Origin of the sequence: Kitasatospora sp. CB01950, assembly GCF_001905465.1 — a bacterium.
GTDB lineage: Bacteria > Actinomycetota > Actinomycetes > Streptomycetales > Streptomycetaceae > Kitasatospora.
This window is the reverse complement of the sequence record NZ_LISX01000002.1, coordinates 282,980-295,582: the sequence shown is the minus strand read 5'-3', so window position 1 is coordinate 295,582 and position 12,603 is coordinate 282,980. Positions and strand designations below refer to the sequence as shown.

General features: G+C 74.3%; 12 protein-coding genes. 4 read left to right on the top strand and 8 right to left on the bottom strand.

Going from position 1 to position 12,603, the window contains the following annotated elements; translation table 11 throughout:
* Nucleotides 1-11: 11 nt before the first annotated feature.
* The 8 genes from AMK19_RS06085 to AMK19_RS06050 all read right to left on the bottom strand — a co-directional run bounded on the left by AMK19_RS06085 (nucleotide 12) and on the right by AMK19_RS06050 (nucleotide 7,936).
* Nucleotides 12-1,016: a 4-hydroxyphenylpyruvate dioxygenase family protein gene (locus AMK19_RS06085; protein WP_073808746.1), complete on the bottom strand. Its 1,005-nt coding sequence runs from the start codon at nucleotides 1,014-1,016 to the stop codon at nucleotides 12-14.
* Nucleotides 1,013-2,365: a beta-ketoacyl-[acyl-carrier-protein] synthase family protein gene (locus tag AMK19_RS06080; protein WP_083646527.1), complete on the bottom strand. Its 1,353-nt coding sequence runs from the start codon at nucleotides 2,363-2,365 to the stop codon at nucleotides 1,013-1,015. Before AMK19_RS06080 ends, AMK19_RS06085 begins: the two co-directional genes overlap by 4 nt.
* Nucleotides 2,362-3,981: a class I adenylate-forming enzyme family protein gene (locus AMK19_RS06075; protein WP_073808745.1), complete on the bottom strand. Its 1,620-nt coding sequence runs from the start codon at nucleotides 3,979-3,981 to the stop codon at nucleotides 2,362-2,364. Before AMK19_RS06075 ends, AMK19_RS06080 begins: the two co-directional genes overlap by 4 nt.
* A gap of 55 nt (nucleotides 3,982-4,036) precedes the next feature.
* A complete protein-coding gene (locus AMK19_RS06070) occupies nucleotides 4,037-4,621 on the bottom strand; it encodes a hypothetical protein (RefSeq protein WP_143200068.1) in 585 nt (194 codons plus the stop codon).
* Nucleotides 4,618-5,730, bottom strand: a complete 1,113-nt coding sequence (locus tag AMK19_RS06065) for a beta-ketoacyl synthase N-terminal-like domain-containing protein (protein ID WP_073808743.1) — start codon at nucleotides 5,728-5,730, stop codon at nucleotides 4,618-4,620. The genes AMK19_RS06070 and AMK19_RS06065 overlap by 4 nt, the downstream gene beginning before the upstream one ends.
* Nucleotides 5,727-6,092, bottom strand: a complete 366-nt coding sequence (locus tag AMK19_RS36915) for an acyl carrier protein (protein ID WP_241844267.1) — start codon at nucleotides 6,090-6,092, stop codon at nucleotides 5,727-5,729. The genes AMK19_RS06065 and AMK19_RS36915 overlap by 4 nt, the downstream gene beginning before the upstream one ends.
* On the bottom strand, nucleotides 6,092-6,358 hold the full coding sequence (locus AMK19_RS06055; protein ID WP_073808742.1) for an acyl carrier protein: 267 nt from the start codon (nucleotides 6,356-6,358) through the stop codon (nucleotides 6,092-6,094). Before AMK19_RS06055 ends, AMK19_RS36915 begins: the two co-directional genes overlap by 1 nt.
* 147 nt (nucleotides 6,359-6,505) lie before the next feature.
* Nucleotides 6,506-7,936 carry a class I adenylate-forming enzyme family protein gene (locus tag AMK19_RS06050; protein ID WP_073808740.1) on the bottom strand — a complete coding sequence of 477 codons (1,431 nt, stop codon included), beginning with the start codon at nucleotides 7,934-7,936 and terminating at the stop codon, nucleotides 6,506-6,508.
* A 189-nt stretch (nucleotides 7,937-8,125) separates the two neighbouring features.
* Between AMK19_RS06050 and AMK19_RS06045 the strand changes: the two genes are divergently transcribed.
* The 4 genes from AMK19_RS06045 to AMK19_RS06030 all read left to right on the top strand — a co-directional run bounded on the left by AMK19_RS06045 (nucleotide 8,126) and on the right by AMK19_RS06030 (nucleotide 12,565).
* Entirely contained in the window at nucleotides 8,126-9,232 is a 1,107-nt protein-coding gene (locus tag AMK19_RS06045; protein WP_073808739.1) for an alpha-hydroxy acid oxidase, read from the top strand.
* 95 nt (nucleotides 9,233-9,327) lie between these two features.
* Complete coding sequence (locus AMK19_RS06040; protein WP_083646526.1) at nucleotides 9,328-10,260, top strand: class I SAM-dependent methyltransferase; 933 nt, start codon at nucleotides 9,328-9,330, stop codon at nucleotides 10,258-10,260.
* Nucleotides 10,260-11,267 carry an alpha/beta hydrolase gene (locus AMK19_RS06035; protein WP_073808737.1) on the top strand — a complete coding sequence of 336 codons (1,008 nt, stop codon included), beginning with the start codon at nucleotides 10,260-10,262 and terminating at the stop codon, nucleotides 11,265-11,267. The genes AMK19_RS06040 and AMK19_RS06035 overlap by 1 nt, the downstream gene beginning before the upstream one ends.
* 59 nt (nucleotides 11,268-11,326) lie before the next feature.
* Nucleotides 11,327-12,565 (top strand): aminotransferase-like domain-containing protein, encoded by a 1,239-nt coding sequence (locus AMK19_RS06030; RefSeq protein WP_143200107.1) that lies wholly within the window; start codon nucleotides 11,327-11,329, stop codon nucleotides 12,563-12,565.
* Nucleotides 12,566-12,603: the final 38 nt, after the last annotated feature.

The following is a 12,603-nucleotide window of genomic DNA, read 5'->3' as shown; positions in this document are numbered from 1 at the left end:
ACTCCGTTCGGTCAGTGGCCGGCGGTGACGGCGCGCTCGCGCTCCACCGCCTCGTACAGGGCCTTGATGTTGGCGGTGCCGAACGAACCGGCGCCGCGGCGCTCCACCAGCTCCAGGAAGAAGGTCCGGCGCGGGTGGGCGGAGCGGGCGAAGATCTGGAACAGCTCGCCGCCGTGGTCGCGGTCCACCAGGACGTTGGTGTCGCGCAGCTCGGCGACCGGGATGCCGGTCGGCCCGAGCCTCGCCTCCAGCGCCCGGTAGTACGCGCCCGGCGTGGACAGGAAAGCCACCCCGCGGGCGCTCAACTCCCGTACCGACGCTGTGATCGAGGCCGTGGAGAAAGCCACGTGCTGGGCGCCCGCGCCGCCGTGCGCCTCCAGGAAGCCGTCGATCTGGCCGGCCGCCCGCGAAGTGTCCGGCTCCAGCAGGGTGAAGGTGATGGTGCCGCACGGGCTCTGCACCACCCGGGAGTCCATCGCCTGCGCGCCGACCTCGACGTACTCGCGGAAGATCTCCCGGAAGCCCAGGCCGCGCACCGCCCACTCCACGGAGGCGTCCAACTGCCCGCCCGGCACCGCGATCGCCACATGGTCGAGTTCCAACAGGCCGCCGACGCCCGGAAGTTCGTCCGGCGGAAGGAGGTCCTGCGCGTCGGCGAAACGCACCGCGAGATCGCCGAACCCGGAGACCGTGCCCGCCCCGTCCAGGCAGCCGCCGCCCGCGTTCAGCGCCCGCTCGGCCGCCGCGGCCGCCGCCACCTTGTCCGGGTGCCGCAGCGCGATCACCGCGACGCCGTCGCCGTGCCGCCGCACCCACTCCGTCACCTGGTGCTCGGCGTCCACCGCCGAGGTCACCAGCAGCCGGATCGCGCCCTGGTGGGCCAGCACCTGGACGGTGCCCGGCGCGGTGCGGGCCGGCCTGCTCAGCGTGAAACCCCAGTCGTCGCGCAGCTGCGCGGCGTACTTGTGGGCGTCCTCCGCGTACAGTTCGAGGTAGGCGATGCCGGCGACGGTCATGAGTTCCCTCCGAGATGCTCGGCCGACCGGCCGAAGTGCCGTTCCGAGAAGCCGCTTTGCCGTCCGGTAGGCCCGAAATGCTGTTCCGAGAGGCCGAGTTGCCGAGCGGCTATGCCCGGCGGGCCGAACACCAGGCTCAGGTTGTGCCCGCCGAACGCGAACGAGTTGGACAGCGCGTGACGCACCGGACGCCGCAGCGCCGAGCCGCGCACATGCTGCAACTCGCACTCCGGGTCGGGCTGTTCGAGGTTCAGGGTGGGCGGCAGCAGGCCCTCGGCGACGGCCAGCGCACAGACCGCGGCCTCCACCGCGCCGGCCGCACCCAGCAGATGGCCCGTCGCACCCTTGACGGAGCTGACCGGCGGGCCCGCGTCGCCGAACACCTCGCGCAGCGCAGACACCTCCGCCCGGTCGCCCAACCTGGTGCCCGTGCCATGGGCGTTGACGTAGCCCACCGCCGACGGATCCAGCCCCGCCGAGCGCAGCGCCGCCCGCATCGCGCTCGCCGCGCCGGCCCCGTCGGGGCGCGGCATGGTCGGGTGGTGGGCGTCGGTGGCCGCGCCCCAACCGGACACCTCCGCGTACGCCGAGGCCCCGCGGGCGGCCGCGTGCTCGGCCCGCTCCAACACCAGAACGGCGCTGCCCTCGCCCAGCACGAAGCCGTTGCGGCGGGCGTCGAACGGCCGCGATGCCTGCGCAGGGTCGTCCCAACCGGCGGCGAGAGCACGGGAGTTGTCGAAGGCGGCGGCGATGGTCGGGTGCAGCGGGGCCTCTGCGCCGCCGCACACCACCACGTCCGCCTCGCCGCCGCGGATCAGTCGCAGGCCCTCGGCGACGGCCTGCGCACCGGCCGCGCAGGCGGTGATCACGGCCGAGCTGTAGCCGCGGATGCCGTGCGTGATGGCGATCCGGGCGGCCGCCATGTTGGACAGCATGCCCGGCAGCAGGTACGGGCTGACCGCCGCCCGGCCGCGCTCGCGGCGCGCCGCGGCCTGCTGCTCGTAACTCTCCAGCCCGCCACCGCCGGTGGCCAGCACCACCGCCACCCGCTCCGGGTCGGTGTCCTGACGAACCGTCAGTTTCGCGTCGGCGAGGGCGTCGTCGGCGGCGGCCAGGGCCAGCAGCAGGAAGCGGTCGGCGCAGCGGGTCTCGGTCGCCGGCAGCACCTCGACGGCGGGCACCGGCGGGGCGATGCCCGCGGCCCGCAGCCAGCCTGCCGCCGGGTGGTCCGGGGGCGGGGCGGTCAGCCCGGAGCGGCCGGCGGCGAGGGCGCCGAACACCTCGGGAACGCCCCGGCCCAGCGGGGTCACCCAGCCGATACCGGTGATCTGCGCGCCGGTCGCCGTCACCGCGCGCCGGCCGAGGCGAGGTGCTGCTGCCGCAGCAGGACCTTGCGGACCTTGCCGGTCGGGCCGAGCGGGATCCGCTCGTCGGGTACGGCGAGCACCGTGCGGACGGTGTCGGCGACGTGCGGCTCCAACGCGGCCAGCACCCGGGCGGTGAGCTCGTCGGACTCGGCGGCGGCCGGGGCGAGTTGCAGCAGGACGTCGGTGACGACGCGGTCGCCGTCGCGGAGCGCCACCACCGTGCAGTCCAGCACGTCCGGGCAGGCGGCGAGAACGCGTTCCTCGCTGGCGGCGGTGTGCAGGCGGCGGCCGTCGGCGAGGTCGACGGTGTCGACGGCGCGGTCCACGTGGTAGTAGTAGCCGTCCTCGTCGCGGTACATCAGGTCGCCGGTGAGGAAGTAGTCGCGCAGGCGGGTGCGGTGGGTGGTGACGGAGTCGTTCCAGTAGCCGACGGCTAGGGTGGGGGAGCGGGTGCCGAGTTCGCCGACCTCGCCCGGGCCGAGCTCGTTGCCGTCCGGGTCGAGGATCGCGCAGTCCACGAACGCGTGCGGGCGGCCCACGCACCGGCCGTAGCGGTCGGAGTCGACGGTGTGGGTGATGAAGAAGTGCGAGTGGCCCATCTCGGAGGAGCCGAGGCCGTCGATGAACACCGAACCGGCGGTGCGGACCCGGCCCTGCCGGGTGGCGGTCTCGCGCGAGCCCTGGGCGACCAGGCGGCGGATGTGGGTCTCGTGCGCGCAGTCGCCGGTGTTCCACCACAGGCCGACCGAGGCCAGGTCGCGCGCCGACAGGTCGTGCCGGGCCAGGTCGGCCCAGGTGGTGGCGAAGCCGTACACGCCGAGCGGCTGCCAGCGCTCGATCGCGTCCAGCACCACCGGCCCCGACTGGCTCGACAGCAGGTGGAGTTGGGCGTCGAAGCTGAGCGCCAGGTTGACGGCGATCAGGGTGGCGGCGTGTGCGGCGGGCAGTGCGCTCAGCACCCGGTCGATGCCCTGCGGGCGCGGCAGCAGCAGCCGGTGCCGAATCGCCGCGTACAGGCTGCGGTGCGAGTGCAGCACGGCCTTCGGCAGACCGGTGGTCCCCGAGGAGTGCGTGATCGCGACCGGGTCGGTGGGCCAGTGCCGGTACGCGGCGGGCGCGAACTCCGGGTCGCCGCCGGCGAGTTCGGCCGTGTCGGCGAGCAGCGGGATGCCGAGGTCGTGGCCCGCCAGGGCCTTGGCGTGGTCGGCGTCCGTGAGCAGCCCGGCCGCGTTCAACCGGCGCAGGTAGCGGGCCGAACTGTCCGCGTCCAGCGCCGGGTTGAGCAGGGCCGGGACGGCGCCGAGGCGGGTCAGTGCGAGGAACGCCAGCACCTGGTCGGCTGCCGCGGACGCCTGTACCGCCACCGGGTCGCTCCTTCGCACCCCGAGTGCGTGCAGGGCGGACGCCCGCTTCCGTACCGCCAGGTCGAGTTGACGGAGCGTCAGGGATGTGCGGGCGGGGTGGCCGTCGACGGGCGTGTCGAAGGTCAGGGTCGGCGAGTCGAGGCCGAGTCCCTGCTCGACCCGGGTGGTCAGGACGTTGCCGGCGCCGACGGAGCTGTCCTCGGACAGCGCGGCGCGCAGGGTGCGGAGGCTCATGGATCCCGTTCTTCTCGTGGTGCGGGACGTCGTCGTCGGCATGACCGGCGGGGTGTCAGGGGGTGAGCAGGGCGGCGGTGGCGCGGTCGGGCGGGCCCTGCGCGGCGGTGATCAGCAGGACCTGCTCGGCGTCGCCGTCCTCGATCAACAGGCCCGCCCGGTCGAGGAGTTCGTCCTCGGTGTCGAAGCCGGGGCCGAGTGCGACGACCGGGCCGTCGAGCTGCCAGCGGGCGGCGAGGTGGCCGAGCACGGCGTTCGGGTTGGACTGGAAGAACAGCAGGGGCGGGACGCGCCGGCCGGTGGTGGTGGCCAGGGCGAGGGCGTCCGCAGTGCCGGTGTCGCCGGTCGCACTGGCCAGCAGCAGCGCGGTGCGCGGCGCGCCGAGCGCGGGCGGCGGCCCGTAGTGGCGGAGCAGACAGCGATCGGCGGTCTCGGCCACCAGCGGGTTGAAGCTGGACTCGACGAACCCGGCGATGGGCGGCAGCCGGTCGTCCGGTCGTTCGGGCCAGGCAGCGGAGGCGAGCACCCGCAGCGGGTGGTGGGCGGGGGAGGCCGTCCGCAGGGGGTCGGTTTCGGTCGTTTGCGGCGGGTCGGGGGCGCGGGAGGTCGTTCGCAGTGGGTCGGTGGCGGGGGCGGTCATGCGGCGGCCACCAGGAGGGCGGTGTTCGCGCCGCCGAACGCCGAGTTCAGGGTGAGGGCGAGCCCGGGGGCGGCGGATCGGGGGTGGTCGAGGACCAGGTCGAGCGGGCAGCCCGGGTCCGGATGCTGCCAGCCGGCGTTGACGGGCAGCGAACCGGCCTGCAACACACCGACGGTGACGGCGAGTTCGAGCAGGGCGGAAGCCTCCAGGGCATGGCCGTGGACGGACTTGGTGGAGCTGACCGGCGGGGTTCCGGTCGGGAAGACGGTGCGCAGCGCGGCGGCCTCGGCGAGGTCGCCGAGCTTCGACCCGGCGCCGTTGGCGTTGACGTAGGCGATTGCGTCCGGTGCGGCGCCCGCCCGGGCGAGCGCGATCCGCACCGCCCGGGCCAGTCCGACGCCCTCCGGGTGCGGCCGGCAGACGTGGTGGGCGTCCCCCGTGCGGGCCCAACCGGCGATCCGGGCCAGCGGGTTGCGGCCGCGACTGCGGCGCAGCGACGGCACGGACTCCAGGACGACGGCCACCACCGCGTCACCGAGCAGCATGCCCTGCCGGCCCAGGCTGAACGGGCGGACGGCGCCGTCTCCGGCCAGTGCCCGGCCGGCGTCGAACACCGCGAAGGTGTCCGGCTCGACCAGGTAGCCGGCGGCGACCAGCACCCGTTCGCGCCGGCCGGAGGCGATCAGCGCGGTGGCGTCGGCGACGGCCGTGGCGGCCGCCACGCACGCGCCGGTGTACACCCGGGGCCGAAGCCCGGTGCGTTCGGCGATCTCCTGGGCGACCGGTCCGGCCCGCCGATCGCCGTGCAGGGCGAGCAGCAGGTCCTCGGGCGCGCCGTCGGGCCGGCCGTCGAGCGCGCCCGCCTCGGCGAGCACGGCGACCAACTGGTCGACCAGGCTCGGCGGTTCGGCTGCGTCGTCGGCGACGGCGGCCAGGTCGGTGCGGTGCCCGGCGGTGCTGAAGCGGCCCACCGGGACGAACGCGGGCCGGCCGGCCAGCGCCCCGTCCAGCAGCGCGGGCAGCCCCGGCCCGAAGGCGGAGCGGACGCCGATGCCGCCGACCAGGACGGTGCGCCGCGGCGGACCGTTCCGGGGAGCGGTCGGCGTCATGGCGCGACGGCGGTGCGGGCGTCGAGTTGGGCGCCCAGTGCGGCGACCGCGTCGTCGACGGTCCGGATGGCGTCCAAGTGGTGGTCGTCCAGGTCGAGTTGAATTCCGTAGGCCTGCTCCGTTTCGGCGATCAGCCAGGTCAGTTCGAGCGAGCCCAGCTGTTCGTCGACCTGCTCGGGGGAGCGGTCGCCGTAGCGGGCGAGCATCGCGATCGCCTCGGTGCGGTCGAAGCGCGGCTCGGCGCGGCCGGCGTGCGGCTCGGTGCGGCCGGCGTGCGGTTCGGTGCGGCCGGCGTGCGGTTCGGTGCGGTCGAATCGCGGCTCGACCAGGCCGGAGTGCGGCTCGGTGTGGTCGGCGCTCATCAGGCGCTGCCCGCCGAGGACTTGGCGATCCGGTCGGCGACCTCGGCGCTGAACTCGTCGATCGTCATCAGCGCGGTGGACTCCATGTCGTCCAGCTCGAAGCGGATGCCGAACTTCTCCTCGACCTGCACCGCCAGGTCGGCCAGCGCGAGGGACTCCAGGTCGAGGCCGGCCGGGCCGAGGTCGGTCTCCGAAGTGACCTGCGAGACGTCGTAGTTCATCGTCGCCAGGGTGGCGAGAACGAACGAGCGGATCTGTTCCTGCATGGACTTGCTCTCTCCAGCGCGTCGGGGTGTCGGGGTTGTCTGCTGCGGGATGTTTCGGGCAGGGCGCACCGACGGACGGGCGGACGGTGTCTGGAGCCGTCCGCCCGTCCGGGCGCACTGCCGCGGAACGGGGGAGGAGGGGGCGGATCAGCGGGCGGCGTCGACCTGTCGGCGCAGGGCGACGACGTCCCGCAGCAGCTTCCCGGTGGCGGTCCGGGGGAGCTGCGGCATCAGGTGCAGGCGGCGGGGCAGCTTGTAGCCCGCCAGTTCCCTGCCGAGCAGTTCGCGCAACCGCTCGGCGGTGCCGCCCTGTTCGGACGGCGGGAGGGCGGTGCCGTCGGCGGTCGCGGCATACGCCTCGATCGCGCCGTCGGCGAACACCACCACGGCCTCGACCACGCCGGGAAGCCCGGTCAGGGTCTGCTCGACCTCGTTCAGGTCGACCTTGAGGCCGCCGATGGAAATCTGTGAGTCGCGCCGCCCCAGCACCGTCACCCGGCCGGTGGCGGGATCGAGCAGGGCGGCGTCCCTGGTGTGCAGCAGGCCGGCCGACCAGCGGGTCGGGTCGGTCAGGCCCAGATACGGGGAGCGGGTGCGGGCGATGTGCAACTCGCCCTCGTCCAGGGAGAGTTCCATGCCGTGCACGGGTCGCAGGGCCGGATGGTGGCGGCCCGTCAGATCGGTGGCGATGACCCCGGTCTCGGTCATCCCGTACATCGTGCCCAGCGGCACACCGTAGCGCTCGCGGAACGCGTCGGGAAGCCCCGGCCGGACCAACTCGCCGGCCACGACCATCCGCCGCAGCTGTGGGAGCACGGGCGGCGCGGCCACGGCGGCCAGCAGCTCCGCGTGGAACGGCACCCCGATCACGGTGGTCGGGGCGGCGCCGTCGGCGATCGCGCTCAGGATGCCCGCGGGGGTCATCCGCTGTGGCACCACCAGCTCCACGCCCGCGTGCAGGGCGTGCAGCAGCCCGCCGACCAGGCCGAGCACGTGCACCGTCGAGGACAGCAGCACGGTGCGCTCGCCCCGGGCCGGGAACTCCGGCAGCCGTGCGTAGCAGTCGAGTTCGCGCAGCAGGTCGCCCGCGGTCCGGCCGATCACCTTGGACGGGCCGGTCGAGCCCGAACTGAGCTGTACCAGCGCGTGGTCGCCGGCGGCCAGCCCCATGGCCTCGCCGCCCTCGGACACCACGGTCGGCATCTGCCTGAACCGCGGCCGCCCGTCGACGAGTTCGACCAGCACCCGGGCGTGCAGCCGGTCCACCGCGCGGTCCACCTCGACCTCGGTGAGGCGGTGGTCCAGCAGAACCGCCCGGGCACCGGCCCGCCACGCCGCCAACAGCACCGCGACGAACTCCGCCGACGGCGCCATCCGCAGGGCGACCGTGCCCAGTTCGCCGAGACCGGCCGCGGCCAACTGCCGCTGCCGCTCGGCGACCAGCGCCCGAAGCGTCCCCCTGCTCACCGGAGCGCCGAAGCGCAGGCACGGTTCGCCGTCCGGTCCGGCGAGTAACTGCTCGTCCACCCAGTCCGCGGCAACCGTGCGGCCGCGCACCGGGATCGGGATCAACGTCAACGCAACTCCACGCGCTCGAATGGGAAGCATGGGTCGGAAGTTGTGAGGCTTCAGTGTGGATCCCCCGTCGAGAGCCGACCTTTGCACGGGAGCGCATCAAGGGTCAAGGTCTATACCAGTGGCGAGCGGACCCCTACGCTGTCCCTCGTTTTCGCACCGGTTGACGGATCATCAGGAGGTTCGGAGACGATGGTTCCGCTCACCCTGGCGGAGCACGGCGCGCTCGCGAAGAGCCTGCTGCCTGCGGCGACTTGGGACTTCTTCGAAGGCGGGGCCGGCTCGGAGTGGAGCCGGCGCGCCAACCTCGACGCCTGGCGCCGGCACGTGCTGCGCCCGCGTGTCCTGGTGGACGTCTCGACGCCCGACTGCGGCACCGAGCTGCTCGGCGCCCCGCTGGCTGCCCCGTTCGGGGTCGCGCCGATGGCCTACCACCAACTCGCCCACCCCGACGGGGAGATCGCCACCGCCCGGGCCGCCGCCGAGGCCGGCGCGCTGCTGATCGTCAGCATCTTCGCCGGCCGCACCCTGGAACAGATAGCGGCAGTCGCCCCCGGCGCGCCCCGCTGGCTCCAGCTCTACTGGCTGCGCGACCGCGAGGCGCTCACCGGGCTGGTGCGGCGCGCCGAACAGGCCGACTACCGGGCCCTGGTGCTCACCGTGGACGCACCCAAGGTCGGCCGCCGACTGCGCGACCTGCGCAACGCGTTCGCGCTGCCGCCCGGCCTGACCGCCGCCAACCTCGACCCCGAACTGACCAGCAGCGCCCGGCAGTCGGCCGCCGGGCGGTCCGCCATCGAGGAGCACTCCCGCCAGCAGTTCGACGCCGCCGTCAGCTGGGCCGACCTGGCCTGGCTGCGGCGGCACACCCGGCTGCCGCTGGTACTCAAGGGCGTGCTCACCGCCGAGGACGCCCGACTCGCCGTCGAGCACGGCGTCGACGCACTGATCGTCTCCAATCACGGCGGACGCCAACTCGACGGCGTACCGCCCGCTTTGACCGTCCTGCCCGAAGTGGTGGACGCCGTCCCCGCCGGGTACCCCGTGCTGATGGACGGCGGACTGCGGCACGGCTCCGACCTGGCGAAGGCCCTTGCGCTCGGCGCCCGCGCCGCGCTGGTCGGCCGCCCCGTGCTCTGGGGGCTCGCCCACGGCGGCGCGGACGGCGCGCGGGCGGTGCTCGACCTGCTGCGCGAGGAACTGCTCGACACCATGGTGCTGGCCGGTCGACCCACGCTCGCGCACCTCGACCGGAGCGCGCTCGCGCCCTGGCCGGCCGACGCTCCGCCGCCGCTCTGACGGCGCATCGCTCTCCTTATATATAGGGGTCCGTGACGAGACACCGACAAGGTTGGTCGTTCCGCCCCCGGCACACGCGTGAAAGGACCCGCCCCGTGGCGACCACCGCAGAACCCGCACCCGCCGGAACCGCACCCGCCGGAGCCGAGAGCGTCGAACCCGAGACCGGTGGGCCCGTACCCGTCGAACCCGAGACCGGTGGGCCCGTACCCGTCGAACCCGAGATCGGTGGGCCCGCGCCCGATGGCGACCTGTTCGCCGACTGGGACTGGGAAGACCCCGCCGGGCTCGAAGCCCGCACCGACGCGTTCACCGAGAACCTCGCCCGCTGCGAGTCGATCGAGGCCGTCCGGCCCGAAGTGCCCCACACCCACCAGGACTTCGAACAGCTCGGCGTCACCGGAATCGAGTTCGCCGCGTTCCGCACCCGCCACCCGCACGGCCTCGGCACCGACCTGGTCGGCCTGCACAGCGACGAGGACGCCACCCGGCCCGGACCGGTCTACCGGATCGACGGCGCCGCCCTGTTCACCCAGCTCGACATCGGCCGGCCGCTCCCGTTCGCCGACCGCAGCGTCGACTGGGTGTACGCCGAGCACCTGATCGAACACGTCCCGCTCGGCACCGCCGTCCACTGGCTCGCCGAAGTCCGCCGCATCCTGCGCCCCGGCGGCGTGCTCCGCCTCACCACCCCCGACCTGGCCCGCTACATCGACGGCTACCTCGACGGCCGGGAGCACTTCTTCCGCCGCCACCGCCGCCGCCTGCGCACCATGCGGGTCGGACCGCCGATGCCGGAGCGCCGCGCCTTCATGCTGAACCAGATCTTCTACCATTTCGGACACCGGTGGATCTACGACGAGGCCGAGCTCCGGCACGTCCTCGACCGCGCCGGCTACCACGAATTCGCCATCGCACGACGGGAGTTCCAGACCGGCACCCGCCCCGACGTGGCCGACCTCGACACCGCCTTCCGCAAGGACGAGTCGATCTACCTGGAGGCCGTCGCCCCCGGAGGACCGCACTGATGCCACTGCACCCGCAGGCCGAGGCCATGCGTGCCCGCCGCGCCGCCGCCGGCACCCCGCCGCTGTACACCCTCACCCTGGACGCGGCCCGCGCCGCCGACCTCGCCGACCTGCGCGCCGCCACCGGCACCGGCGAACCCGTCGCCGCCGTCGAGGAGTTCACCATCGACGGCCCCGGCGGCCCGCTCACCCTGCGGCACTACCACCCGGCCGCCCGCGCCGAACGGCCCGGCCCCGCGCTGCTGTACCTGTACGGCGGCGGCTGGGCCCTCGGCTCACTGGAGACCGGCGACCCGATCTGCCGCGCACTCGCCAACGCCACCCGCGCCGACGTCCTCGCCGTCGGCTACCGGCACGCCCCCGAACACCGCTTCCCCGCCGCCGTCCACGACTGCTGGGCCGCCCTCGACTGGATCGCCCGCAACGCGCCGGGCCTCGGCCTCGACCCGGCCCGGATCGCCGTCGGCGGCGACAGCGCCGGGGGCAACCTCGCCGCCGCCCTCACCCTGCTCGCCCGCGAACGCGGTGGCCCGGCCCTCGTCCACCAACTGCTCGTCTACCCCAACACCGACCACCGCACCGCCGCGGCGGACGGCGAGGACCCGGCACTCTTCAACCGCCACTCGGTGGCCTGGTACTGGTCGCACTACCTCGCCGACCCCGCCGACGCCGCCCACCCCCTCGCCAGCCCGCTGCGCGCACCCTCGCTGGCCGGCCTGCCGCCCGCCACCGTCATCACCGCCGAGTACGACCCGCTGCGCGAGGAGGGCGAGGAGTACGCCGCCGCCCTGCACGCCGCCGGCGTCCCCGTCGAACTGCGCCGCTACGACGGCATGCCGCACGGCTTCTTCGCCGTGCCCGGCGTCCTCGACGACGGCCGCGCCGCCCAACTCTTCGCCGCCGAAAGGCTGGTGGCCTCGTATGCCGACTCGACCTCGTACGCTGGGGCGGCCTCGGCGCACGAGGCGGCCCTGTGCCCCGCCGCCGGGACGGGGGCCGACCGGTGAGCGGGGCGCTGCGCCTCGGCGAGCTGCACGGCTCGCTGTCGGACCCGCTGCTGGACGCGATGACCTTCCTCAACGAAGTCACCGGCCGCTACCCCGAGGCGATCTCGTTCGCGCCCGGCCGCCCGCACGAGGAGTTCTTCGACCCCGCCGACATCCACGGCCACCTGGAGACCTACCTGCGGCACCTGCGCGAGGAACGCGGGATGACGGAGAGCCAGGTCCGGCAGGAGGTGTTCCAGTACGGGCGGACCAAGGGCCTGATCGCGCCGCTGATCGCCCGGGCGCTGGAGGCCGATGAAGGGATCACCGCCGACCCCGAGGCGCTCGTCGTCACCGTCGGCGCGCAGGAAGGCATGCTGCTGGTGCTGCGTGCCCTGTGCGCCGACCCGGACGACGTGCTGCTGGTCTCCTCGCCCTGCTACGTCGGCGTCACCGGCGCGGCCCGGCTGCTCGACCTGACGGTCCGAGCGGTGCCCGAGGCCGGACCCGACGGCGGCCTCGACCCGGAGGCCCTGGCCGCCGCCGTCCACGAACTGCGCGCCGTGGGGAAACGCCCCCGCGCCTGCTACGTCGTCCCGGACTTCGCCAACCCCAGCGGCGCCAGCCTGGACGAGGTCGCTCGTCGGCGGCTGCTGGAGGTCGCCGAGGCCACCGGCGTGCTGCTGATCGAGGACAACCCGTACGGCTTCTTCGGCCGCCACGGGCCCGTCCGGCCCACCCTGAAGGCGCTGGACGGCGACCGCCGCAACGTGGTCTACCTCGGGTCGTTCGCCAAGACCTGCTTCCCCGGCGCCCGCGTCGGCTACGTCCTCGCGGACCAGCAGGTCCTGGCGCCGGGCGGGCGGGCGGGCCTGCTCGCCGACGAACTCGCCAAGCTCAAGAGCATGACCACCGTCAACACGTCGGCGCTCGCCCAGGCCGTGATCGGCGGCATGCTGCTGGCCGGCGGACTGCGCCTGCGGGACGCCAACGAGCCCGCCCGGGAGTTCTACGCGCACAACATGGACGTGCTGCTGACCCAACTGGAAAACGCTTTCCGGTTGGTTCCCGGAGTCACCTGGAACACGCCGGAAGGCGGCTTCTTCGCCGTCGTCACCGTCCCGTTCCGGGCCGACGCCCGGGCGCTGGATGCCTGCGCCCGCGAGCACGGCGTGCTGTGGACCCCGATGGACGGCTTCCACCCCGGCGGGGGCGGCGAGCACCAGCTGCGGCTGTCCTGCTCGTACCTGACCCCGGAACAGATCGTCGAGGGCGTCCGGCGGCTGGCCCGCTTCGTGGCGGAGCGCGTGGCGTCGTAGGTCGTCGTGACAGCACTGAGTGGGGCCCGGCATCCTCC

Coding starts and splice junctions, on each gene's coding strand:
- AMK19_RS06045 (WP_073808739.1), top strand. CDS start 8,126: ATGGTTCCGCTCACCCTGGCGGAGCACGGCGCGCTCGCGAAGAGCCTG.
- AMK19_RS06065 (WP_073808743.1), bottom strand. CDS start 5,730: ATGACGCCGACCGCTCCCCGGAACGGTCCGCCGCGGCGCACCGTCCTG.
- AMK19_RS36915 (WP_241844267.1), bottom strand. CDS start 6,092: ATGAGCGCCGACCACACCGAGCCGCACTCCGGCCTGGTCGAGCCGCGA.
- AMK19_RS06085 (WP_073808746.1), bottom strand. CDS start 1,016: ATGACCGTCGCCGGCATCGCCTACCTCGAACTGTACGCGGAGGACGCC.
- AMK19_RS06035 (WP_073808737.1), top strand. CDS start 10,260: ATGCCACTGCACCCGCAGGCCGAGGCCATGCGTGCCCGCCGCGCCGCC.
- AMK19_RS06070 (WP_143200068.1), bottom strand. CDS start 4,621: ATGACCGCCCCCGCCACCGACCCACTGCGAACGACCTCCCGCGCCCCC.
- AMK19_RS06030 (WP_143200107.1), top strand. CDS start 11,327: ATGACCTTCCTCAACGAAGTCACCGGCCGCTACCCCGAGGCGATCTCG.
- AMK19_RS06055 (WP_073808742.1), bottom strand. CDS start 6,358: ATGCAGGAACAGATCCGCTCGTTCGTTCTCGCCACCCTGGCGACGATG.
- AMK19_RS06075 (WP_073808745.1), bottom strand. CDS start 3,981: ATGAGCCTCCGCACCCTGCGCGCCGCGCTGTCCGAGGACAGCTCCGTC.